The organism is Streptomyces sp. PSU-S4-23, assembly GCF_055632315.1.
In genome coordinates this window covers 8,258,914-8,281,880 of sequence record NZ_JBVMUU010000002.1, presented here as the reverse complement: position 1 = coordinate 8,281,880, position 22,967 = coordinate 8,258,914, and the positions used below count along the sequence as shown (strand labels likewise).

The window sequence follows — 22,967 nt, the reverse complement described above, 5'->3', positions numbered from 1 at the left end:
TATCCACCGCACGTCAGGAGCAGTCCGCATGACCATCGGCAGCCACCTGGAGGAGCTGTACGGCCTCCCCGCCTTCACTTTCCCCGGCCCCGACGTGACGGCGGAGCTGCCCGAAGCCGGCGCCGTGGCCTGGCGCGTCACCAGCGACGTATACGACGCCGACGAGGAGTGGGAGGACGCGTTCGCCCGTTTCTGCTCCGCGGTCGACACGACGCGGGTGCGCGCCCTCATCGTCGGCGCCTGGAAGGAGGCGTACGACACGGCGCCGACCGCCGTGGTCGAGTCCCTGCTGGCGGCACGTGACCGGTTGCCCGCGCTCCGCGCGCTGTTCCTCGGCGACATCGTCTTCGAGGAGTGTGAGATCTCCTGGATCCATCAGACGGATGTCTCCGGACTCCTGGCCGGTTTCCCGGAGTTGGAGGAGTTCAGCGTGCGCGGGGGAACGGGGCTGGGTTTCTCCGCGCTGCGCCACGACGGGCTGCGCAAACTGACCGTGGAGACCGGCGGTCTGCCCGTGGGCGTCGTGCGCGGCATCGGCGGCAGCGAACTGCCCGCGCTGGAACACCTCGACCTGTGGCTGGGCACCTCCTGGTACGGCGCCGACAGCGAGGCATCCGACCTGGAACCGATCCTGTCCGGTGCGCGGCTTCCGCGCCTGCGCCACCTGGCCCTGCGCAACAGTGAGATCCAGGACGACGTCGCCGCGGCGGTCGCGGCCGCCCCGGTGGTCGCCCGGCTGGACGTGCTGGACCTGTCCATGGGCACCCTGAGCGACGAGGGCGCCGCCGCGCTGCTCGCGGGCCAGCCGCTGACGCATCTGACGTCGCTCGACCTGCATCACCACTACATCAGCGAGCCCCTCCAGCGGCGCATACGGGAGACGCTCGAACCCGCGGGCGTCGATGTGGACCTCGATCCGGACGACGCCGACGAGGACCAGGACGACGACGGCACGGTGCACCGCTATGTCGCCGTCGGCGAGTGACACGGGCCCCGGTGCCACGGCACCGAGGGACAAGCACACGGACGGGGACACGGACAGGGACGACGACAGCGATCGCGGCGGCCCGCGCGTGCGTTTCGCGGTCGTCGGCAACCCGGAGAACCGCAGGGTGGCCCTGTTCGGTGAGGCCGTGCGCGCGGCCGGCCTGCCCGCGCCCCGCGTCGTCCCGTGGGAGCGGGTGCTGCGTTCGGGCGGAGCCGGCTTCGACGACGGGGAGGTCGTCCGGGTCGACTCGCCCGGCGAGAACCCCGTCGTCGACCTGTTGCTGCGCGGCGTACCCGACCCCACCAGGGTCGAGGGCTCGGCCCGCTGGTACGCCCGCTTCATGACGGCGCTGCGCGGCCTGCGGGGAGGAGTCCGCCTCGACGACGTGGACGACCTGGCGGTGCTGTTCGACAAGCGGCGCTGCCATGCCGTCCTCGCCGCGGCCGGGGTGCCGGTACCCGAGTCGCCCACGTCGGGGCCCGAGGGCGCGGCGGTGCGCGGCTGGGACGACGTACGCGCCCTGATGCGCGAGCACCGGATGCCGCGGCTGTTCGTCAAGCCCGCGCACGGCTCCTCGGCGTCCGGCGTCCTGGCCGTCGAGTCGTCCGGCGGCGGCCGGGTCCGGGCCACCACCTCCGTCGAACTCGCCCCGGACGGGCGTCTGTTCAACTCCCTCGCGGTACGCCGGTACGAACGGGAGGAGCACATCGCGGCGATCGTGGACGCACTGGCCCCCGACGGCCTGCACCTGGAGCGCTGGCTGCCCAAGGCGTCCCAGCGGGGCCGTGCCGCGGACCTGCGGATCGTCGTCGTGGACGGCCGCGCCACCCACGCGGTGGTACGCACCAGCGCCTCGCCCCTGACCAACCTCCACCTCGGCGGCCGCCGCGGCGACCTCGACGCCGCTCGGGAGGCCGTCGAGACCGCGGGCGGCCGCTGGGCCGAAGTCCTCGCCGTCTGCGAGCGGGCCGCGGCCTGCTTCCCGCGCACCCTGTGCGTCGGTGTCGACCTGCTGCCCGCCGTCGGCTGGCGCCGGGTCGCGGTCGGTGAGGTCAACGCCTTCGGCGACCTGCTGCCCCGGCTGACGGGACTGCCGGGCAGCGGAGCGGAAGGGCTCGACACCTACGCGGCCCAGGTGGCCGCCGTCCTGCGCGGCACCACCGCCGCTGCGCCCGGCACCGTCCCGTGCGCCCGCCGGACCGATCCGCACCACCAGCACAGAACGGGAAACATCCATGTCAGCGCCTGAGCCGACGCCCTTGCCGCACGCCCCGCGCGGTGGTCCCGGTGTGCCCGGGTCCCTCCCTGCGGCGGGCGAGCCGGACATGAACGAGATCGTCGGCAGCCACGACATCCTCGTGGTCACCCTCGACACCCTGCGCCACGACGTCGCCGCCGACCTGGCCGCGGCCGGACGCACACCGCATCTGGCCCGCCGTCTGCCGGGCGGACGCTGGGAGGAGCGGCACGCTCCCGGCAGTTTCACCTACGCCTCCCACCAGGCGATCTTCGCCGGGTTCCTGCCCACGCCCGCCGCGCCGGGCCCGCACCCGCGCCTGTTCGCGGCGGCCTTCGCGGGCAGCGAGACCACGGCCGAGCGCACATATGTCTATGACACCCCGGACCTGGTCTCCGGCCTGGCCGAGGCGGGCTACCACACCGTGTGCATCGGCGGGGTCGGCTTCTTCAACAAGCAGGGCCCCCTCGGCTCGGTGCTCCCCGGGCTGTTCCAGGAGTCCCACTGGGAGCCGGAGTTCGGGGTCGCCTCGCCCACCTCGTTCGAGTCGCAGGTCGCCTGCGCGGAGCGGGTGGTGCGCCGGCTGCCGCACGAGCGGCGCCTGTTCCTCTTCGTCAACGTCGCCGCCCTGCACCAGCCCAACTGGTTCCATCTGCCCGGCGCGACACGCGAGGACGGCGACTCCCGCGCGACGCATGCCGCCGCCCTGGAGTACGTCGACCGGCACATCGGCCGGCTGTTCGCCGCCATGAGCCGCAGGCGCCGCTGCTTCGCCATCGTCTGCTCCGACCACGGCACCGCGTACGGCGACGACGGCTACACCGGTCACCGCATCGGTCACCCGTCCGTGTGGACCGTGCCCTACGCCCACTTCTTCCTGGAGCGTTCGCCCGTTCCCGCCGAGGCCGCCCGATGACCACCGCCACCGCGACCGGCCCGCACCCGCACGGCGACCGCCTGCCGCCGGTGCGCCCCTACCAGAGCTATGTGTACGCCTACCCGCACAAGACCGCCTACCGCAAGCTCCCGGACCGCCCGCTCCTGAGCACACTGTGGGCCGGGGAGCCCAAGGACGCCCTCTCCCTCTACCTGCACATCCCGTTCTGCGAGGTCCGCTGCGGATTCTGCAACCTGTTCACCCGTATCGGCGCCGCCGACGGGCTGACCGGCGCCTACCTGGACGCCCTGGACCGGCAGGCGGCTGCCGTGCGGGAGGCGCTGGGCGCACGCGGGCCGGTGCGGTTCGCCACGGCGGCCTTCGGCGGCGGCACGCCCACCTTCCTCACCGCCGCCGAACTCGAGCGGCTGTGCGACATCGCGGAACACCGCATGGGCGCCGACCTGCGGGCCGTCCCGCTGTCGGTGGAGGCCTCGCCCGCCACGGCCACCGCCGACCGGCTGGAGGTGCTGGCCGCACGCGGGGCCACCCGGGTGAGCCTCGGGGTGCAGAGCTTCGACGACGCCGAGGCCCGTGCGGCCGTACGGCCGCAGCGGCGGGCCGACGTCGAGGCCGCCCTGGGCCGTATCCGTGACGCCCGGATCCCGGTGCTCAACATCGACCTGATCTACGGCATCGACGGACAGACCGCGGAGACCTGGCTGCGGTCGCTGGACGCCGCCCTGGCCTGGAGCCCCGAGGAGGTGTACCTCTACCCCCTCTACGTCCGGCCCCTGACCGGCCTCGGCCGCCGCGTCGGCGACGCCGACCCGGCCTGGGACGAGCAGCGCCTGCGCCTGTACCGCCTGGGCCGCGACCATCTCGTCGCCCATGGCTACGGCCAGCAGTCCATGCGGATGTTCCGCCGCGCGGACGCACCGCCGCAGGGGGCGGACGACTACGCGTGCCAGACCGACGGCATGATCGGCCTGGGCTGCGGCGCCCGTTCGTACACCGCGGGGCTGCACTACTCGTTCGACTACGCGGTCGGCATGCACGAGATCCGCTCCATCATCGACGACTACGTCTCCCGCCCGGGCAGCGACTTCGCCCACGCCGAGTACGGACGGCGCATCGACGCGGACGAGGCCAGACGCCGCCATCTGCTGCAGTCGCTCCTGCAGGCCGAGGGCCTCGACGTCGCCGGCTACCGCGCCCGTTTCGGCGGCCGCGCACCGGCCGACGACTTCGGACGCGAACTGACCCGGTTCGCCGAGAGGGGCTGGCTGGAGGACGCGGACCCGCACGCCCCGGCCCTGCGGCTGACCCCCGAGGGCCTGGCCCATTCCGACGCGATCGGTCCTGAGCTGTTCTCACCGGCCGTGCGGGACGCCATGGCCGCCTACGAGAGGAAGTGAGGCCACGTCACATGGACCTGACCCTCCTGTACCGGGGCCCGCTGGCCTCGTGCGACTACGACTGCCCGTACTGCCCCTTCGCCAAGCGCCGCGACAGCCGGGAGCAGCTCCGCACCGACCGTGCCTGCCTGGAGAGATTCACAGACTGGGCCGCGGCCCGGACCACCGACCGGCTCTCGGTCCTCTTCACCCCCTGGGGAGAGGGCCTGGTGCGCTCCTGGTACCGGCGTGCCCTGGCCGAGCTGTCCCATCGCCCCCATGTCCGTCGCGTCGCCATACAGACCAACCTCAGCTGCCGCACCGACTGGCTCGCCGACGCCGACCTCGGCACCCTGGCCCTGTGGTGCACGTACCACCCGGGTCAGACCCCGTACGACCGCTTCCTGGCCAGGTGCCGGGAACTGGCCGACCGCCAGGTCCGCTTCAGTGTCGGCATCGTCGGGCTGCCGGAACACCTCGAAGCGGCCCGACGGCTGCGCGCCGACCTGCCGGAGCATGTGTATCTGTGGGTCAACGCCGCCGAGGGCCACACCTACGACGACGCGCAGGCCGACCGGTGGACGGCGCTGGACCCGCTCTTCCCCTACAGCCGGTACCCGCACACGAGCGCGGGCCTGCCCTGCCGCACCGGCGAGTCCGTGATCTCCGTCGACGGTGACGGTACGGTCCGCCGCTGCCACTTCGTCCGCGCCGAACTGGGCAATCTCTACGACGGCACGTACCGCCGGGCGCTGGGCCCGCGTCCCTGTCCCCGCTCCGTGTGCGACTGCCACATCGGCTACGTCCATCTGGAGACGCTGCCGCTGTACGACGTGTTCGCGGGCGGCGTCCTGGAGCGGATCCCGGCGTCGGCCCCACCGCCGCGCGCCCCGCTCCCCCTGCGCGATCACCGGGCTACGGGGTGACGGCCACGGTGACCTCGTAGCGTCCCTGGCCCGGCGGACAGCGCATCGCCTCGCCGCACGAGTCCCGTCGGGCGGTGACGAGCGCGGTGCCGGACCGGCGGGCGGTGAACTCCGCGGAGGAGACGCCGCAGCCGGCACCGGGCCGGCAGGTGCCGGCCGGGGTGGTTCCGGCCCCGGCGGGGGCCAGGACCCGCGGGTCCGAGCCGGCGGGGGTCGACCAGTAGGTGCTGTGCAGGCGCACCACGACGCGTGTGCCGGTGGGCACGCGGACCGTGGTCCCCCGTGCCCGTTCGTCGAGGACGACCGGCCCGGAGGAGGGTGTGGCCGAGGCCGCCGGGGCGGGACGGCTCGACGACGGCGGGGAGGCCGGCGGTCCGGCGGGACCGGACGAACAGCCGCCCAGGACACCCGTCGCGGCGGCTGCGGCCACGGCGGCGAGCCCGGCGCGCAGCGCGCACCGGGCGGGGCGGTGGCGGACCGGTGAACGGGGCATGGGCCCTCCTGTTGATGCCACCCGGACGGGCCGGAAGGACGGCGGTGGGGGCGGGCCGGTGACCCGCCCCCACCGTACGACGTGCGGGGGTCAGGAGACGGTCACGTCGTCGTAGTAGGTGTACGTCGCGTCACCCGCGTAGTTGTCGTCCTTGTTGGTGAGCGTGAGGGTGTAGTTGTGGCCCGCGGTCACCGTGCCGGAGACCTGCTTCCAGCCCGCACCCTGGGTGCAGGTCTTGGCGAGCAGCGTCGTGGTGGTGCCGGCCGTGGTGTCCTGGAGCGTGGCCGTGGCCCAGTCGTAGGTCACCGTGTCCGGGCAGGTGACGTTGTACCAGAAGGAGACCTTGCTGGTGCCGGACGGCGCCGTGAAGCTCTGGGAGACCGAGGAGGTGCTGGTCGGGCTGCTCGAGCCGACCAGTGCGCCGTAGCTGCCGCTGTGCGCCGCCGAGGTGCTGGCGGAGGTGGTGCCGCTGGTGGTCCAGCTCGACAGGCTTCCGGTCTCGAAGGTGCCGTTGGTGAGGGTGCCTCCGCCACCGCCGCCGCCGCCGACGATCGCGTGCGACATGGCGCAGGCGTTGGTGTCGTTCGACCAGCTCGCCTGCTCGGCGAAGGTGCCGGTGCCCATGGTGACGTTGGCCGCCCCGCCCGTGGTGCCGGGCGAGAGCCAGGCGCATTCGTCGGCGTTCTCCTGGCCGTTGTACGAGCTGCCGGTCTGGTTGGTCCAGCCGCCGGCCGGGTTCTGGTCCGACATCATCTCCTGCCACTCGTGGCCCAGCGTCATGGTCCACCCGTCGAGCGTTCCGGGCGAGTTGACGAAGCCCACGCCGCAGCCGGCGCCGGAGTCCATGTTGTACGGCTGGTTGCTGAACGCGATGTCGCCGTAGGAGGAGGACACCGCACCGCCGGTCAGGGTGGTGTCGCCGTTCCAGTCGTGCCAGGCGCAGTAGTTGCCCTGGTAGCTGTCCGGGTTGGTGTTGTGGGGCGACAGGACGACGTAGTAGGCGTCGCGGTTCGACGCGGCGGTGGTGTTGCCGAAGTGACCGGCCGCCTTGACGGCCTCGGCGCCCAGCTGGTGCCCGGTCGCGGCACTCGGGGACGCGGCCGAGTTGTCGTACCACACGCCGGACAGGACGCCGCCGCTCTGGTACGGGATGAAGTTCGCGTTGGACGGGCAGCTGGTGGCGCCCGCCGACACGTTGGGCCCGTCGCACCACTGGGTGAGGTCGGCGGACCACCGCTCATTGCCGGTACCGATGTCCTTGAACATCTCCTGGGCGACTGGAGCAGCGCCGTCCGGGTCACCGGAGAACGTGGCGTCGCCGTTGCCGTCGGTGCCCTGCGTGCCCCACTGGGAGCCGTAGAAGACCAGGTAGACCTTGGAGTGGCCGCTCTGGACGCCGATGCCGTCGACGCCGCCGCCGTAGGAGAGTGTCTCCGGCCCGGTCGCCGCTGCGGCGGCGGGGTGCTGGGCCGCCCAGGACTTCATCTTGGCGTGCCGCTGGATGGTCGGTACGGCGCCGTGCCGGTACGGGTGCTGGTAGGACGGGCTGTAGGGGTTTGCTCTCGCGGTCTGGCCCGCGGCCTGGGTGGCGGCTTCCGCCTGGGGTATGGAGGCCAGTGCCACACCGGTGAGAAGGGACAGCGACGCAAGACCGGTCAGGGTCGCTCGGACCGCGCCGCGGATGTGGGGATCTCCCATGGGTGATGGGATCCTTTCTGCGTACAGACCCCGCCGTGGTCCGGCGGAGGTCGACTGCGTGGGGCGTCTACGAGGCACATCACGGCAGGCATACGGCTCCGGCCGTCTGCGCCGGTGCCGGTTCCGCCGCAGGACAGGACGAGAGGCCGCGCCGGTACCGGGGTGGCTGCACGGGCGGTACGCCCGGCAACTGGGGAACCCACCCACGGTGTTGCATTCCGCGTGGAACTCTCGTCCTGGACGGGACGGAAGTGAAAGGCGGCGAGTTAATTCCCGCTGCGTTTTCGCTGGTGGTTCGTGTGATGTGCTGTCAGACGCGGAGAAGCAAATCAGCAGTGACGGGTTCACGTCAATGGGACTCATAGTCTTCTTACAGGAAAGTGGCCGCGGTTCCCCTGCCCACGACGCCGACCGCCCCCACCGAAGCACTGTTGTCGCTGGTCAGCCACCAGATCGATGGGGGTGACCGGATGCCCCGGGCCGGTCGCCGGACCAGCGGCGGCAGGCCGCATGCCGCCCTCTCGGCCCCATAAACATCACGACTCCAAGGCCGTTGGAAAAACGAAGGAAACGCCCGGTCAAGAATTCGCAATCCACGGTCAATTAATGCACAGGGAATCCCGGACGGGCGCGCCGCGGAGCCGGGAGCCGGTACGGGAACGGCATGCGGCAGCCGCCGGCGGAAGCCGGCAGGCCGTCTCACCGCATGCCGTTCCGGCCGGCGCCCCGCAGGGGGAACAGGGAGCGTCAGCGCGTGGTGCGGCTGAGGCGAGGCAGCGCGCGGCGCCGCCCCCTGCCCCGCCTCACTGCTTCTTCGCCGCGGCCAGGATCGCCTCTCGTATGCGGTGGTACGTTCCGCAGCGGCAGACGTTGCGGATCTCGTCCAGGTCGGCCTCGCCGATCTCGCGCCCTTCCTCCCGGGCCTGGCGGACCTTCGCGACGGCGGTCATGATCTGACCCGGCTGGCAGTAGCCGCACTGGGCGACGTCGTACTCCAGCCACGCCTCCTGCATCGGGTGCAGCGGCCTGCCGACGGTTGCGGGCAGGCCCTCGATGGTGGTGATCTCGTCGTCCGGCCCGATGTCCTTCACCGGCACCGAACAGGGGTTGAACGCCTTGCCGTTGATGTGGCTGGTGCAGGCCTGGCACACACCGAGCCCGCAGCCGTACTTCGGTCCGGTGATGCCCAGGACGTCGCGCAGCACCCACAGCAGCCGTACGTCGTCCTCGATGTCCACGGTCACGGTCGTGCCGTTGAGGATGAAGGTGTGTTCGGGCACGTGGGCTCCTAGAAGGCGCGGCTCAGGCCGTCGGTGGGGGACGCGGGGACCGGCGGGGTGGTCGGGAGCGGGTCGAAGCCGAGCGGGCCACCGTGGTTGACCGGGAAGACCGTCGGCATCGTGCCGGTGGCTCGGCCGTAGGCGCAGGCCACCGCCGCCATCGCTCCCGCCACGGCCAGTTCCCCGGCGCCGCCGGGTGTTCCGGTGGTCGGCGGCATGACGACGATCTCCAGCTCCGGCGGCGTGTTCCACTGGCGCGTGTAGAAGTAGTTGTCCCAACTGCCTTCCAGATAGTGCCCGTTGTCCAGGTGGAGGCCGGAGCTGAGCGTGATGGCGATGCCGTCCATGATGCCTCCCATCATCTGGGCCTCCAGTCCGCGGGGGTTGACGGCGAGCCCCACGTCGACGGCGCAGACGACCTTGGTGACACGGGGTCCGGTGTACGCGTCGCGGATCGTGCGGCCCGTGGTCTCCGGCCGGCAGTCGATCTCGGCGAGCACCGCCACGTAGGCGTGGTACTCGGGGTGGAGCGCGATGCCCTGCGCCGTGCCAGCGGGCATGCTCCGGCCCCAGCGGCCAACCTCCGCGGCCTTGTCCAGGACGGCCCGGGCCCGCTCGTCCTTCAGGAAGGAGCGGCGGAACAGATAGGCGTCCTTGCGCATCCGTTTCGCCAGCTCGTCCACCACCAGCTCCTGCGCGCACCGCACATTGGGCGAGTAGATGTTGCGCATGGAACCGGTGTTGAAGCCCTTGTCGGTCTCGCTGAGGAGCTGGGTGACGACCCCGAAGTCGTAGGGCGTCTGCTGGGTCAGCGTGAAGATGGTCTCGGAGAACGTGAGGTCGCCCACGGGCAGCCGCGCGGCCTCGGAGGTGATGATCTCGCCGACGCCATGGCCGAAGTCGGTGGCTATGGAGGTGTGGCGCTGATCGTAGGTGAGCACCTCGCCGAGCGCGTAGCCGGCCCGGACCCTCGAGGTCGACATGGGATGGACGCGGCCCTGCCGGAAGTCGTCGGTGCGGTGCCACATCAGCTTGACCGGCTTGCCCATCGCCCGGGAGATCTCCGCGGCCTCGGCGGCCGCGTCGTAGAACAGCTTCCGCCCGAAGGAGCCACCGCCCTCGGTCACGTGGACCGAGACCGCGGCGGGCGGCAGCCCCAGCTTCACCGCGATCTGCTCCCGCGCGGTGATCGGTGACTTCAGGCTCGCCCAGATCTCGGCGGAGTCCTCCCGGACGTCGGCGATGGCGCAGTTGGTCTCCAGCGCACTGTTGCTGGCGAAGTGGAAGGTGAAGCGCGCGTCGACGGACCTGGTGAGCAGATCGAGGGCGGGGAGCGGGAGTTCGGCCGCGCGGAGCTCGTCTCGGATCGTGGCGTCGGACCGGCCCTCGGCGGTGCCCGGATTCCAGGTGACCCTCAGGGCGCGGACGGCGTCGATGCACTGCCCGAAGGTACGGCCGCGGACGGCGACGCCCGTGGAGACCGGCACGACGTCGGTGATGCCGGGCAGCACCCGTACCTCGTCCAGGTTCTCCACCGAGCGGACCGTGCCGTTGATCGTCGGCGGCCTGCACACCATGGCCGGCAGGGCGCCCGGCACATGCAGGTCCATCGCGAACTTCTTGCGTCCGGTGACCGCCTCAAGCGCGTCGATGCGCCGCCGCGCGGTCCCGATGACCGTGAACTCGGACGGCTCCTTGAGGGTGACGGCGACCTGGGTCGTCGTCAGTGCGGCTGCCTTCTCGGCCAGTTCGCCGTAGGTGAGGCTCCGGCCGCTCGCGCTGGAGGTGATGCTCCCCACCTTTGCGGTCAGGGTGCCGATCGCCTCTCCCAGTTCCAGGGCCGCCGCCTGCAGGAGCCGGCCGCGGGCGACGGCGGCCGCGACCCGGATCGGCGTGAAGGTGGAGATCGTGGTGTTCGAGCCGCCGGTGAGCTGATTGAACACCAGCTCGGGCCGTGCGTCGGCGAGCGAGACACGGACCCGCTCCAGCGGCAGGTCCAGTTCCTCCGCGATGAGCATGGCGCTGGACGTGGTGATGCCCTGCCCGACCTCGGCCCGCGGCAGGGCGAAGGAGGCGGTGCCGTCGGTGCCGATCCGGACCGTGATCAGGTTCGCGGTGGGCAGGGTGGCGTGGGTGAGCATGTCGTTGAGGTCGTAGATCTCGGCCGGGCCCGGCACGGAGGGCACCACCGCGGCCGCGTCCGCGGGGGCGAGGATGTCCTCGCCCAGCCGGGCTGCGGCGGTCAGCGTCGAGGCGGCCACCAGATAGCCCAGGAAGGTCCGGCGCCCGGGGCCGCCGGGCCCGGCGGCGGTCTCCTGCGGCTGCGGGCGGTGGTGGGCTCCCATCAACTGTCCTCCCGACGGCGAAGCGGAGTACCCCGTGTGCGCCGCGGAGCAGGACGGCGGCGCCCCCGGCACCGGGTGCGCCCCCAGGCCTCCTCGGCGGCTCTTGACTGTGCACGGCGGAAGTGCGCCGGGGAAGCTCCCGGCGGCTCATCTCCTCATAAGCCTCACGGCGCTTCACATATGAGGGCGCCGGGGTTCCACGGGACTCTCCGGCCCCGGACGGCCGTCGCGCCTCGGCCTTGACAATCCACGCCGGCGACTGAAGGCTGACCGACCAGTCGGTATCGAAGGGCGGATCGTGAACGAGCTGAGCATCTCCACCGCCGCGGGCGTGTTCGACGCGATCGCGGCGGGTCCGGTCGGGGGCCGTCCGGTGCTGTTGCTGCACGGCTTCCCGCAGACGGGGCGGGCGTGGGAACGCCAGATCGCGGCGCTGGCCGCGCACGGCCACCGGGTGGTGGCACCCGACCAGCGCGGCTACTCCCCCGGGGTCCGCCCCGAGCGGCCCGAGGACTACCGCGTCGACGTCCTGGTCGACGACGTGGCCGCCATCGCGGAGGAACTGGGCTGGGCGTCGTTCGACCTGGTCGGCCATGACTGGGGAGGCGCGGTGGCGTGGTGGACCGCCGACGCCCACCCCGGCCGCGTACGGACCCTGACGGTGGTCTCGACCCCGCATCCCGGCGCGCTGGCCACCGCCCTGCGCACCGACCGGGACCAGCGCGAGCGGTCGCGCTACATGATCGACTGGCGCGAGACGCCCGCGACCGAGGAGCACATGCTCGCGGACGGTGCCGGGGAGCTTCGCGCCTGCTACTCCGGAAAGGTCCCGCAGGCCGCCGTCGAGGCGTACATACGGCACCTGTCCCGGCCGGGCGCCCTCACCGCGGCGCTGAACTGGTACCGGGCCGGCCGCCCCGACCGTGCGATCGGCGCCATCGAGGTGCCCACGCTGTACGTCTGGAGCACCGAGGACAGCGCGTTCGGGCCGGCGGCCGCGCGGCAGACACGGCAGTGGGTCGACGGACCGTACCGCTTCGAGACCCTCCAGGGCGTCAGCCACTGGGTACCCGAGGAGGCACCCGAGACGCTCAACCGCCTGCTGCTCGACCATCTGCGAGCGCACACTCCCCCGCCTGGTACCGAGGCGCGGCGGTGAACACGGCCGCCGTGCGGGGAGCCCGCGCCGGCCGCATCCCCGCGTGACGGCCGCGGCGGCCGGGAAAGGTTCCCGCGCAACTCGTCCACAAACCGGCGCATCACCCGTTACCGTGTGCCCGAGCCTCTGACGTGCGGCCGGATACGGCACGAGCGTCGGGGCCCGTCACAGGGGGGCGGCGGGGTGGAAAGCACGCGGACGGCATCCACGGCGGGGGCCGGGGACACGGAAGACGACAGACGAAACGTTTCGGACACGACGGGCGTCCTGATGCTCGGCGCGTGTGCGGCCTGGGCGCTGATCACGGCCGCCGCACACGGCGGCCGGCCCGAGGGCGTGCTGCTCGCGGTGCTCGCGGTCGCCGCCGGCTACGCGTCGGGGCGGATCCTGGGCGCGCTGCTGCCGGTCGCCGCCCCGGCCGTCGGTGCCTTCACCGGCCTCGGACTCGCGCTCGCCGCGCCGCACATCACGGCGGGCCCGCAGTTCGCCGCCCCGCTCGGGCACACCGGTGCGACCGCCGCCCTGCTGGCGCTCTCGTCAGGGGCGGCATGCTGCGCCGCGTGGGCAGCCGGAGCCCCGGGATACCGCCTGGTGCTGCGACTGTCGGCCGCGGCCTTCGCGGTGATCGCGGCGGCGCTCGGCTCCCTCACGGGCCTCGCCGCGTGCGCCGGCGTGCTGCTGTGCTCGCTCGCCGCCGGACGGGCGCGTCGCCGCGGCCCGGCTCTGACCGTGCTCGCCCTGGTGGCGGCCCTGGCGACGGGGACGACCTGGGCGGTTGCCGAAGGCGCCCTGCCGCAGGGCCTGAGGACCGTGCTGGAGGACCAGTTCAGCCGGCACCGGGTACGGCTCTGGCACGACGCGCTCACCCTCACCGTCCGGGATCCGGCGCTCGGCGCGGGGCCCGGGCGCTTCGGTGAACTGAGCCCCACGGCCGCCCAGTCGCTCCCGCCCGACAGCAAGCCCCACTCCGCGCCCCTGCAGCAGGCCGCCGAACAGGGGCTGACCGGGGTGGCACTGCTCGTGGCGGTCTTCTGCTGGGTCCTGTACGCGCTGTGGCGCACGTCGCGGCCCACACCGATCGCCCTCACTGCGGGCGCCGCCCTGACCGCGCTGGCGGTGATCGCGTCGGTCGGCAACGCGCTGAGTTTCACGACGGTGACGGTGGGGGCCGGGGTGCTGGCCGGGATCGCGACGGCACGCCCGCTCAGGGACGAGGGGCAGCGGAAGCGGAGCGGGCCGTCGCAGCCGTGAGCCACCGCCCGGGACCGCGCCGAGACGGCGCGTCGCCCTCCCGCGCGTCTCAGTGCGTGGCGCCGGGCAGGCTCGACCGCAGCCGGGCGCGGATGACGCGTACCGCCGTCTCGGCGTTGTCCACGGTGATCGTGAAGGTGTGGCCGTCCCAGAGGCGCAGGGCGACGCCCTCACCCCGCCGCACGACGACGGCGGTGCCCTTCTCCGGCCGCCAGCGGTAGCCCCAGCCGCCCCACTGGCGCGGGGTGACCCGGGGGACGAATTCCGCGCGGGCCACATGTGCGAGGGGGATGCGGCGGCGCGGCACACCGATGTGGCCGCAGCGCACCTCGAGGCACTCGTGGTCGACCTTCACCGCGACGTGCACGAAAGCGAGCGTGCCGAAGAGGACCAGCAGCCCGGCCGCGATGCAGCCCACCACGGACATGACGAGCGGCGCGATGCCGGAGGTCCAGGCGGAGTCGACGGCCAGTTCGATGCCGAGAGCCATGAAGGCCGCACCGGCGAGGGACAGAAGCCACTGGAGGCGGTTGGTCGCCCGCCCCGTCCAGATGTCGGGGGGCGTGGCCGTGTCACCGTGGGGGAGGTCCCTCATGTCTTGAGCGTACCCAGGTTCCGGAGCGTGGGCACCCGGTTGCGCGGCGGCCACCCCGGCCGGACGATGACTCACCTCACATCGAGGGCCGTCCGCAGAAGCCTGCCCTCGCCGTACGCCAGCGCCGCGGCGGGCAGCTGACCCCCGCGCCCGCTGAGCAGCACCGTCACCCCCGCGCCCCGGGGGGCCTCCGGCGCGGGGCCCGCCCCGATCCGGCGCAGCGCCTGCGCCGCCACGGCACCGGCGGAGCCGTGCAGGACGAGCGGGGGGCGGCCCGGCTGCTGGACGGCGGCGCGGATGCGCTCGGCGACCAGTTCGTAGTGGGTGCAGCCCAGGACGAGGGTCGTGACCTCGGCCGGAGTGCGTGCCGCGGCCGCCGCGACGGCCGCGTCGATGGCCGCCTCGTCCGCCTGCTCCACCGCGTCGGCGAGTCCGGGGCACGGGACCTCGGTGACCTCGACTCCGTCCGCGAAGTCCCGGATCAGACCGCGCTGGTAGGGACTGCCGGTGGTGGCCGGTGTCGCCCAGATCGCGACCGGACCGCCGCCCGCCGCGGCCGGCTTGATCGCCGGGACGGTGCCGATGACGGGCACGGTCGGCTCCAGGAGGGCGCGCAGGGCGGGCAGGGCGTGCACGGACGCCGTGTTGCAGCCGACGATCAGCACGTCGGGCTCGTGTGCCGCGGCTGCCTCGGCGACGTCCAGGGCGCGCCGTGTGAGGTCCTCGGGAGTCCGCGGCCCCCAGGGCATGCCGTCGGGGTCCAGGGAGAGCACGAGATCTGCGTCAGGCCGCAGACGCCGCACCGCCGCGGCGGCCGGCAGCAGTCCGATTCCGGAGTCCATCAGCGCGATCTTCACCCGGCAACGATAGACGATGAGCCCCGACGGGCCCCGTGGTGGGGCAGACTTCGACGGGTGAGTGCCCTTGTGTGGATCACCGCCGTGTCACTGGCCGCCTGGTTGTGGCTGCTGCTGGGCCAGGGGTTCTTCTGGCGTACGGATCTGCGGCTGCCGCCCCGCCGGGACCCGCAGACGTGGCCGTCCGTCTGCGTCGTCGTACCGGCGCGGGACGAGGCCGCCGTACTCCCGCGGAGTCTTCCCTCGTTGCTGGCCCAGGAGTATCCGGGGCACGCCGAGGTCTTCCTCATCGACGACGGCAGTTCGGACGGCACCGGGGAGCTGGCCCGTGAACTGGCCGGCCGGCACGGCGGACTGCCGCTGACGGTCGGCTCTCCGGGCGAGCCCCCCGCGGGGTGGACCGGCAAGCTGTGGGCCGTGCGCCACGGAATCGGACTGGCCCGCGCGCGGGCACCCGAGTATCTGCTCCTGACGGACGCCGACATCGCGCACGCGCCCGACACCTTGCGTTCCTTGGTGGCGGCGGCGCGCACCGGCGGTTTCGATCTCGTCTCGCAGATGGCCCGGCTGCGGGTGGAGAGCATGTGGGAGCGGCTCGTCGTACCCGCCTTCGTGTACTTCTTCTCCCAGCTGTATCCGTTCCGCCGGGTCGCGCGGGAAGGATCGCGGACGGCGGCCGCGGCGGGCGGCTGCGTGCTGCTGCGCGCCGACGCCGCCGAGCGGGCGCGGATCCCCGACGCCGTCCGGGGCGCCGTCATCGACGACGTGGCGCTCGCGCGGGCGGTCAAGGACGGCGGCGGGCGCATCTGGCTCGGGCTGGCCGACCGGGTCGACAGCGTGCGCCCGTATCCACGGCTGCACGACCTGTGGCGGATGGTCTCGCGCAGTGCCTATGCCCAGCTCCGGCACAGTCCGCTGCTGCTCGCCGGGACGGTGCTCGGGCTCGTCCTCGTCTACCTGGTGCCGTCCGTGGCGCTGGTCGCGGGGCTCGTCACGGACGACGTCGCGGCGATGGTGCTCGGCGGGCTCGCGAAAGTGGTGATGACGGCGACGTACGTCCCCATGCTGCGCTACTACCGCCAGCCGCTGTGGCTGGCGCCGTTGCTGCCGGTGACCGCGGCCCTGTACCTCCTCATGACGGTCGATTCGGCGGTACAGCACTACAGGGGGCGCGGTGCGGCCTGGAAGGGCCGCACCTACGCACGTCCGGACGCCGCCCTCGACGAACGGTGAGCGGCGGGGTCACTTCCTGCCGGGGGTCCAGTTCATGCCCCACCCGTAGGCGTGGTCGACGGTGCGCTGCGGGCTGACGCCGCGCTCCGGGACCAGGTAGCGGGCCTCGCGCTGGACGACCAGGTCGCCGCCGGTGCTGGTGATGAGGGCGAGCGCGCACACGGTCGAGGGCACCGTGCACTCGTCGAGGAAGAACTCGATGGGCGCGCCGTGCTGCGGCTGGAGCGTGACCGTGGCGTGCAGGTCGGCGAAGGACCGGGCGCCTTCGTAGATCGTCACGAAGATGAGGATGCGCCGGAAGCTCTGCTTGTGGTCGAGGTTGACGGTGAGGTTCTCGCCGGTCTCGACGGCGCCGGTCCGGTCGTCGCCGTCGAGGTGGATGTACGGGGGCTGGTGCAGTGCGCCGAAGGCGTTGCCGAGCGCCTGGACGACGCCCTTCCTGCCGTCGGACAGCTCGTACAGGGCGCACAGGTCCAGGTCGAGGTCCGCGTGCACGGCCACCGCCCGGCCGCGCTTCCTGCCCCATCCCGAGAACTGTTTGCGCATCTGCCAGTTGAGGTTCACGCGCAGGGCACCGGATGTGCCGCCCTGCTTGGCCAGCGAGACCGAGGGGGCCTGTTTGGTGAGCGTGACCTTGCTGAGGCTGACGGTGGGCGGCGGGGTGGCGGCGTACGGGCCGTTGGGGGGCGGTGCACCGTGAGGGCCGGCGGGCGGAGTGGCACCGTACGGGCCGGCGGGCGGCGGGGTGCCGTAGGGGCCGGCGGCTGGCGGGGTGCCGTACGGGCCGGCGGGCGGCGGCGCGGGTGCGGGGACGGGCGGCGCGGGCGGCGCGGGCGGCGGAGACACGGTGACCGGCGGCGCCGGCCAGTCGACACGGGTGACGGGCGCGGACGGGGGCGCCGCGTGCTGCGGCTCGTCCACCGTGATCCCGTAGTCCGTGGCCAGGCCCTCCAGTCCACTGCTGTAGCCCTGTCCCACCGCGCGGAACTTCCAGGCTCCCTGGCGGCGGTAGAACTCGCCGAGCACGAACGCGGTCTCGACGGTCGCGGCGGGGTCGAAGCGTGCGACCTCGGTGCCCCGCTGCGCGTCGAGCACACGGATGGACAGACCGGGCACCTGCCCGAAGGTGCCGCCGTCGGCGGAGGCCGCGAGCACCACGGTCTCGATCGTCGGCTCCAGACGCGCGAGGTCCACGAGGAGTGAGTCCGTCACCTGGCCGCCCACGTCCCGCTTGCCCTCGTGGCGGACGGCGCCCGAGGGGTGCGCGGCCTGGTTGTAGAAGACGAAGTCGCCGTCGTCGCGGACCCTCCCGGCGACCAGCAGCAGCGCCGAGGCGTCCGCGTCGGGCACACCCGGCCCGGAACGCCAGCCCAATTCGACGCGCAGTGCCGTCGTCGGCACCTGAAGATTCGACCCTTTCGGCATTGACATGTCCGCCCCCATCAGGTGTCGCCGTGCCGGGAACGAGGCCCGGCGGTCCGTTGCATCCGTTCCGGCCAACCTATTCCCCCGGGCGCCGAACTCCCATGACCGATACCGGAAGTCCGCCGCTCATCCCTCCGCTCAACCCCCGGTAACCCTCCCGGAACTCGGCCTTTACACGATCCAGACCCCGTTTGCTGCCCTTTTTTGCCGAGTTCGCTCGCATTGGGGATCCCACGTCACCCAGGACACGGAAAACAACCCTCTTATCGGTCTCCCCAACCAGCACATCGTGGGCTTAACTTATGTGGCATGACCTCCCCCCGCTCCACTTATGGCGGCGGCTACTACTCCGCGTCGCCCTTCCCGGACACTCCGATCTACGACTCGCTCGTCGCCGAGCGGGGCACTCCGCAGATCGCTCCGATCCGGGTTCCCTCCGCCTATGAGACGCCGGGCAGCAATCTGCCCGCACTGCCGTCGGCGCTGCCCGCGCTGCCCGCCGGCCCCTCCCACCAGGCCCCCTCCTACGGCTACCCGCAGGCTCCCCAGCCCGCGCCGCTGCAGCAGGCCCCGACCGCGTACATCCCGCAGCAGGCGGGCCCGCGCGGCTACCCGGGTCCCCAGCAGATGCAGCCGCCACGCCCGATGGCCACGGGCACGGGGTACGAGGCGATGCGCCCAGCGGCGCCGCGCCCGGCCCCGGCGCCGTACCAGGACCCGTACAACAACGGGCAGCAGTACCGCGGATACTGATCCGCCGCACGGCATGGGGCCGTCGGTGCCGGATGACACGATGGCCTCATGCCGACTCCAGTGCTGCGCTCGATCCACGTTCACCCGGTCAAAGCGCTGCGGGGCCAGTCCCCCCGCGAGGCCGTGGTGGAGCCATGGGGGCTGGACGGGGACCGGCGCTGGGCGCTGATCGACGCGGCGGGCAGGATCGTCACCCAACGGGAGCGTCCACGCCTGGCGTTGGCCGCCGCCGAGCTTCTGCCCGGCGGCGGGGTCCGTGTGTCCGCACCCGGCCTGGAGCCGCTGACCGTCGCCGTACCCGGGCCGGCCGGTACGACCACCGCCACGTGGGCGGGGGAGGAGATCGAGACGGTCCCCGCCGGCTCCGGGGCGAGTGCCTGGTTCAGCGCCTACCTCGGCGAGGACGTGACCCTCGTCCATCTCGACGACCCCGCCGTCCGCCGCCCCGTCGACCCGGCCTACGGACGCCCCGGCGAAACCGTGAGCCTGGCCGACGGCTACCCGCTGCTGCTCACCACGGTGGCGTCCCTGGACGCGCTCAACTCCCTGATCGCGCGGGGCGACCACCCCCATGAGGGGCCGCTGCCCATGAACCGGTTCCGGCCCAATCTCGTGGTGGACGGCACCGCGTCGTGGGCGGAGGACGGCTGGAAGCGGATCGCCGTCGGCGAGGTCGTCCTCCGGGTCGCCACGATGTGCGGACGCTGCGTCGTGACCACCACGGACCAGGCCACCGGCGCGCGCGGCCAGGAGCCGCTGCGCTCCCTGGGCCGCCACCGCCGCTTCGGCGGACGGCTGGTCTTCGGGCAGAACCTGGTGCCGGAGACACCCGGCACCGTCCGCGTCGGCGATCGGGTCACGGTCCTCGACCGGAGCGGCAGCGGACCCGCTCCGGCCCTCCGGCCGGTCCGGTGACCGTGTCGCGCCGCGTCCCTTTCCCCGGCTCCCCGGCTCCCCGGCTCCCCGGCTCCCCGGCTCCCCGGCTCCCCGGCTCCCCGCCATGTTCCGGACCAGAGCCCCTTCCCCGGTCTGGCCGAGAAAGATCCGTGATGCGGCACCCCCAGGGGAACCCGCGGGCCGTGCACGGTCGTTGTGGGGAGGTGAGAAGTTCACGAGAGGCCCGTGGGACGGAAGAAGGGTGATGTCGCGCCCTCTTCGCCGTCCTGGGGCGTGAACGGCCGGGTGCGGGGGTTGTCACGGACGCGGAAGGGGGTGCGGGACGGTGCGCGCAATCGGCGGTCTGTGGCGCTGGCGGCACAATCCGCTGCGCCGTACGACCGATCTGGTCGAGTCCTGGGTGGCGCTCGTCGCGCTGCTGCTGATCCTCGTCGCCGCGCCCGTCGCCGGGTACGTGGTCGGGTCGGCCGCCGACGACTCCCTGCAGCGGTCGGTCCGGGACCAGTGGCGCACCCGCCACCTGGTGGCGGCCACCGTCGTCAAGAAGCTGGCGGGTGGCCCGCTGGACCCGGATCCCGAGTCCTCCTCGGCGCGGGACGCCCACAGCCGTGTGCTCGCCGACTGGACCGCGCCGGACGGCACCACGCGGCACGGCCCGGTCCTGGCCGGCCTCAGATCCCCCCACCCGGGGGACCACTTCAGGCTCTGGACCGACGACCACGGCCGAATAGTGGCCCGCCCGCTGGACGGCGCCACCGCGACGACCCATGCCGTGCTGGCCGGTTTCGGTGTGGCCGCGATGGCCGCGGGGCTCATCGAAGGCGGCCGCCGGCTGATCGTCTGGCGCATGGTGCGCCGCCGGTACGCGCGGTGGGACCAGGCATGGGACAGGGCCGGCCCCGACTGGGGCCGGACCGGCACGGGCAGTTGACGGCCTTCCGACTCCGGTCAACCGGGCACGTCCGCGCACGCTACGGTGGACCGGCCGGGCCGATCGGCTGTCCGGCTTCTTCACGAGAACCCGCGTGAGCACCGAGGTGGGGGCACAGCAGCGCCATGGCACAGGGCACGGTCCAGGTGACGCACACCGGCACATCGCGGTGGCGGCGCCGCACGGGTGAGTACGCGTCGCTCGCCGCCGCCCTGGAGGCCGCGGGGGACGGGGACGTCCTCACCGTGGCTCCCGGCACCTACCGGGAGAACCTCGTCGTCCAGCGGGCGGTGACGCTGCGCGGGCCCGAGGGCTCCGCCGGCTCCGTGCGCATCGCGCCCATCGACGGGGTGCCGCTGACCGTGCGGGCCTCCGCCGTGGTCCAGGACCTGCACATCGAGGGCCAGGACGCGGCCGCGCCCGCCCTGCTCGTGGAGGAGGGCGCGCCGGAGCTGGCGGACCTGCGCATCATGACGCGGTCCGCGGCCGGCATAGAGGTCCGCGGCGGCGCCCGCCCCGCGGTCCGGCGCTGCACGGTCGACAACCCGGCCGGCATCGGCATCGCCGTCGTGGACGGAGGCGGCGGGGTGTTCGAGGAGTGCGAGGTCGTGGCCGCGGCCCAGTCGGGCATCGCGGTCCGCGGTGGCGCGCACCCGCGGCTGGAACGCTGCCGTGTGCACCACACCTCCGGTGCGGGCCTGTCGGCGACCGGCGAGAACTCCGCGCTGGAGGCGGTCGGTTGCGAGGTGTACGAGATCCGGGGCTCCGGTGTGCAGGTCACCGGGCGGGCCACGGCGCACCTGACGGACTGCGACGTCCACCGCACAACCGCCGACGGCGTCACGCTCGACACCGACGCGGTGCTGACCCTCGCCGACTGCCGCATCCACGACGTCCCGGAGAACGCGGTCGACCTGCGGTCCCGCTCGGTGCTCACGCTGACCCGCACAACGGTGCGGCAGTTCGGGCGCAATGGCCTGTCGGTGTGGGACCCGGGCACCCGCGTGGACGCCAACCAGTGCGAGATCTTCGACAGCACCGGTGACTACCCCGCGGTGTGGGTCAGCGACGGCGCGACCGCCCTGCTCGAGTCCTGCCGGGTGCACGACGTGCCGGACGCGCTGTTCGTCCTCGACCGCGGTTCGCGCGCGGACGTCGTGGACAGCGACCTCACGCAGGTGCGCAACACGGCGGTGTCGGTGAGCGACGGCGCCACCGCCCAGCTCGACGACTGCCGGATCCGGGACGCGGCGACGGGCGCCTGGTTCCGGGACCACGGCAGCGGCGGCACGCTGTCCGGATGCACCGTCGACGGCACCCAGACGGGGGTGATCGTCACCAAGGGCGCCGACCCCACCATCGAGCGCTGCACGGTGACATCACCGGCGGAGGCGGGCTTCTACGTCTCGGCGGGTGCCCGGGGCAGCTTCCTGAACTGCCGGGTCACGGGCAGCGGCGGCTACGGCTTCCATGTGATCGACGGCTGCCGGGCCACGCTCAGGAAGTGCCGTACGGAGCGGTGCGCACGCGGGGGCTACGAGTTCGCGGACGGCGGACCGGACGCGCCCGGTGGCGGCGGCGCCGTCGTCGAGGACTGCACCAGCGACGAGAGCGCCGGACTGCGGCCCGTGGTGGCCCAGGAGGCCGCCGTCCAGACGGCGAGCGTGTCCTCCGGCCTGCTGGGCGCCATCCCCGGTCAGCGCAGCACCGAGCAGGAGTCCTACGTCACGGCCGCCCAGGAGCCCGGGGAGCCCGCGCGCACCTCGGAGGACGTGCTCGGGGAACTCGACGCCCTGGTGGGCCTGGAGAGCGTCAAGCGCGAGGTGCGCGCCCTCACCGACATGATCGAGGTCGGGCGCCGCCGGCAGCAGGCTGGGCTGAAGGCGGCGTCCGTGCGACGGCATCTCGTGTTCACGGGCTCCCCCGGCACCGGCAAGACGACGGTCGCCCGTCTCTACGGCGAGATCCTGGCCTCCCTCGGTGTCCTGGAGAAGGGCCATCTCGTCGAGGTGTCCCGGGTCGACCTGGTGGGCGAGCACATCGGCTCCACCGCGATCCGCACCCAGGAGGCCTTCGACCGGGCGCGCGGCGGAGTGCTGTTCATCGACGAGGCGTACGCGCTGTCGCCGGAGGACTCCGGGCGCGACTTCGGGCGTGAGGCGATCGACACGCTGGTGAAGCTGATGGAGGACCACCGCGAAGCGGTCGTGGTGATCGTCGCGGGGTACACGGCCGAGATGGAACGGTTCCTGTCCGTCAACCCCGGGGTGGCGTCCCGCTTCTCACGGACCATCACCTTCGGCGACTACGGCGCCGAGGAACTGCTGCGGATCGTGGAGCAGCAGGCCGAGGAGCACGAGTACCGGCTGGGACCGGGAACCGGCGAGGCGCTGCTGAAGTACTTCACCGCGATCCCGAAGGGACCGGCGTTCGGCAACGGCCGTACGGCGCGCCAGACGTTCGAGGCGATGGTGGAGCGGCACGCCGGCCGGGTCGCCCAGTTGGCCGAGACCAGCACGGACGACCTGACGCTGCTCTACCCGGAGGATCTGCCGGAGCTGCCCTGAGCCGCCCGTTCGTTCGGGCCCGCGGCCCGGCGGCCGCGGCGCCCGGCGCGGGAGGCAC

Annotated in this window: 19 protein-coding genes; 12 read left to right on the top strand and 7 right to left on the bottom strand. The window is 73.0% G+C overall.

Annotated features, from left to right (window positions below; genetic code table 11):
* Positions 1–28 precede the first annotated feature (28 nt).
* The 5 genes from ACZ79I_RS37420 (at position 29) to ACZ79I_RS37400 (ending at position 5,425) form a co-directional block, all read left to right on the top strand.
* Positions 29–985 (top strand): STM4015 family protein, encoded by a 957-nt coding sequence (locus tag ACZ79I_RS37420; protein WP_471503881.1) that lies wholly within the window; start codon positions 29–31, stop codon positions 983–985.
* The gene (locus ACZ79I_RS37415) at positions 966–2,237 is read left to right on the top strand and encodes an STM4014 family protein (protein WP_471503879.1); all 1,272 of its coding nucleotides are present in this window, start codon (positions 966–968) and stop codon (positions 2,235–2,237) included. The genes ACZ79I_RS37420 and ACZ79I_RS37415 overlap by 20 nt, the downstream gene beginning before the upstream one ends.
* Before the next feature lie 76 nt (positions 2,238–2,313).
* Positions 2,314–3,141: an STM4013/SEN3800 family hydrolase gene (locus tag ACZ79I_RS37410; protein WP_471503877.1), complete on the top strand. Its 828-nt coding sequence runs from the start codon at positions 2,314–2,316 to the stop codon at positions 3,139–3,141.
* Complete coding sequence (locus ACZ79I_RS37405) at positions 3,138–4,520, top strand: STM4012 family radical SAM protein (protein ID WP_471503875.1); 1,383 nt, start codon at positions 3,138–3,140, stop codon at positions 4,518–4,520. Before ACZ79I_RS37410 ends, ACZ79I_RS37405 begins: the two co-directional genes overlap by 4 nt.
* An 11-nt stretch (positions 4,521–4,531) precedes the next feature.
* Positions 4,532–5,425 carry an STM4011 family radical SAM protein gene (locus ACZ79I_RS37400; RefSeq protein WP_471503873.1) on the top strand — a complete coding sequence of 298 codons (894 nt, stop codon included), beginning with the start codon at positions 4,532–4,534 and terminating at the stop codon, positions 5,423–5,425.
* Here the strand turns inward: ACZ79I_RS37400 and ACZ79I_RS37395 are convergent.
* The 4 genes from ACZ79I_RS37395 to ACZ79I_RS37380 all read right to left on the bottom strand — a co-directional run bounded on the left by ACZ79I_RS37395 (position 5,415) and on the right by ACZ79I_RS37380 (position 11,241).
* Entirely contained in the window at positions 5,415–5,918 is a 504-nt protein-coding gene (locus ACZ79I_RS37395; protein ID WP_471503871.1) for a hypothetical protein, read from the bottom strand. The two genes, ACZ79I_RS37400 and ACZ79I_RS37395, sit on opposite strands and share 11 nt — an antisense overlap.
* Before the next feature lie 90 nt (positions 5,919–6,008).
* A complete protein-coding gene (locus ACZ79I_RS37390) occupies positions 6,009–7,616 on the bottom strand; it encodes a hypothetical protein (RefSeq protein WP_471503869.1) in 1,608 nt (535 codons plus the stop codon).
* Between the two features lie 803 nt (positions 7,617–8,419).
* Positions 8,420–8,896 carry a (2Fe-2S)-binding protein gene (locus tag ACZ79I_RS37385; protein ID WP_471503867.1) on the bottom strand — a complete coding sequence of 159 codons (477 nt, stop codon included), beginning with the start codon at positions 8,894–8,896 and terminating at the stop codon, positions 8,420–8,422.
* Between the two features lie 8 nt (positions 8,897–8,904).
* Positions 8,905–11,241 (bottom strand): molybdopterin cofactor-binding domain-containing protein, encoded by a 2,337-nt coding sequence (locus ACZ79I_RS37380; protein ID WP_471503865.1) that lies wholly within the window; start codon positions 11,239–11,241, stop codon positions 8,905–8,907.
* Positions 11,242–11,548: 307 nt separating this feature from the next.
* Here ACZ79I_RS37380 and ACZ79I_RS37375 point away from each other — a divergent pair, with 307 nt between their 5' ends.
* Entirely contained in the window at positions 11,549–12,400 is an 852-nt protein-coding gene (locus ACZ79I_RS37375; protein WP_471505471.1) for an alpha/beta fold hydrolase, read from the top strand.
* A 270-nt stretch (positions 12,401–12,670) separates the two neighbouring features.
* Positions 12,671–13,651, top strand: a complete 981-nt coding sequence (locus ACZ79I_RS37370) for an O-antigen ligase family protein (protein ID WP_471503863.1) — start codon at positions 12,671–12,673, stop codon at positions 13,649–13,651.
* Between the two features lie 49 nt (positions 13,652–13,700).
* Here the strand turns inward: ACZ79I_RS37370 and ACZ79I_RS37365 are convergent, their stop codons facing one another.
* The gene (locus ACZ79I_RS37365; protein WP_471503861.1) at positions 13,701–14,246 is read right to left on the bottom strand and encodes a hypothetical protein; all 546 of its coding nucleotides are present in this window, start codon (positions 14,244–14,246) and stop codon (positions 13,701–13,703) included.
* Positions 14,247–14,317: 71 nt separating this feature from the next.
* A complete protein-coding gene (locus ACZ79I_RS37360; protein WP_471503859.1) occupies positions 14,318–15,103 on the bottom strand; it encodes a glutamate racemase in 786 nt (261 codons plus the stop codon).
* 57 nt (positions 15,104–15,160) lie between these two features.
* Between ACZ79I_RS37360 and ACZ79I_RS37355 the strand changes: the two genes are divergently transcribed.
* Positions 15,161–16,336 carry a glycosyltransferase gene (locus ACZ79I_RS37355; RefSeq protein ID WP_471503857.1) on the top strand — a complete coding sequence of 392 codons (1,176 nt, stop codon included), beginning with the start codon at positions 15,161–15,163 and terminating at the stop codon, positions 16,334–16,336.
* Between the two features lie 9 nt (positions 16,337–16,345).
* Here the strand turns inward: ACZ79I_RS37355 and ACZ79I_RS37350 are convergent, their stop codons facing one another.
* The gene (locus tag ACZ79I_RS37350) at positions 16,346–17,761 is read right to left on the bottom strand and encodes a TerD family protein (RefSeq protein ID WP_471505469.1); all 1,416 of its coding nucleotides are present in this window, start codon (positions 17,759–17,761) and stop codon (positions 16,346–16,348) included.
* Positions 17,762–18,070: 309 nt separating this feature from the next.
* On the opposite strand from ACZ79I_RS37350, the gene ACZ79I_RS37345 reads away from it, so the two are divergent.
* The 4 genes from ACZ79I_RS37345 (at position 18,071) to ACZ79I_RS37330 (ending at position 22,909) form a co-directional block, all read left to right on the top strand.
* Positions 18,071–18,514, top strand: a complete 444-nt coding sequence (locus ACZ79I_RS37345) for a DUF6643 family protein (protein WP_381087980.1) — start codon at positions 18,071–18,073, stop codon at positions 18,512–18,514.
* Positions 18,515–18,562: 48 nt separating this feature from the next.
* Positions 18,563–19,429, top strand: a complete 867-nt coding sequence (locus ACZ79I_RS37340; protein ID WP_471503855.1) for an MOSC domain-containing protein — start codon at positions 18,563–18,565, stop codon at positions 19,427–19,429.
* 307 nt (positions 19,430–19,736) lie between these two features.
* Entirely contained in the window at positions 19,737–20,342 is a 606-nt protein-coding gene (locus tag ACZ79I_RS37335; RefSeq protein ID WP_471503853.1) for an Rv1733c family protein, read from the top strand.
* A 125-nt stretch (positions 20,343–20,467) separates the two neighbouring features.
* On the top strand, positions 20,468–22,909 hold the full coding sequence (locus ACZ79I_RS37330; RefSeq protein ID WP_471503851.1) for a right-handed parallel beta-helix repeat-containing protein: 2,442 nt from the start codon (positions 20,468–20,470) through the stop codon (positions 22,907–22,909).
* Positions 22,910–22,967 lie beyond the last annotated feature (58 nt).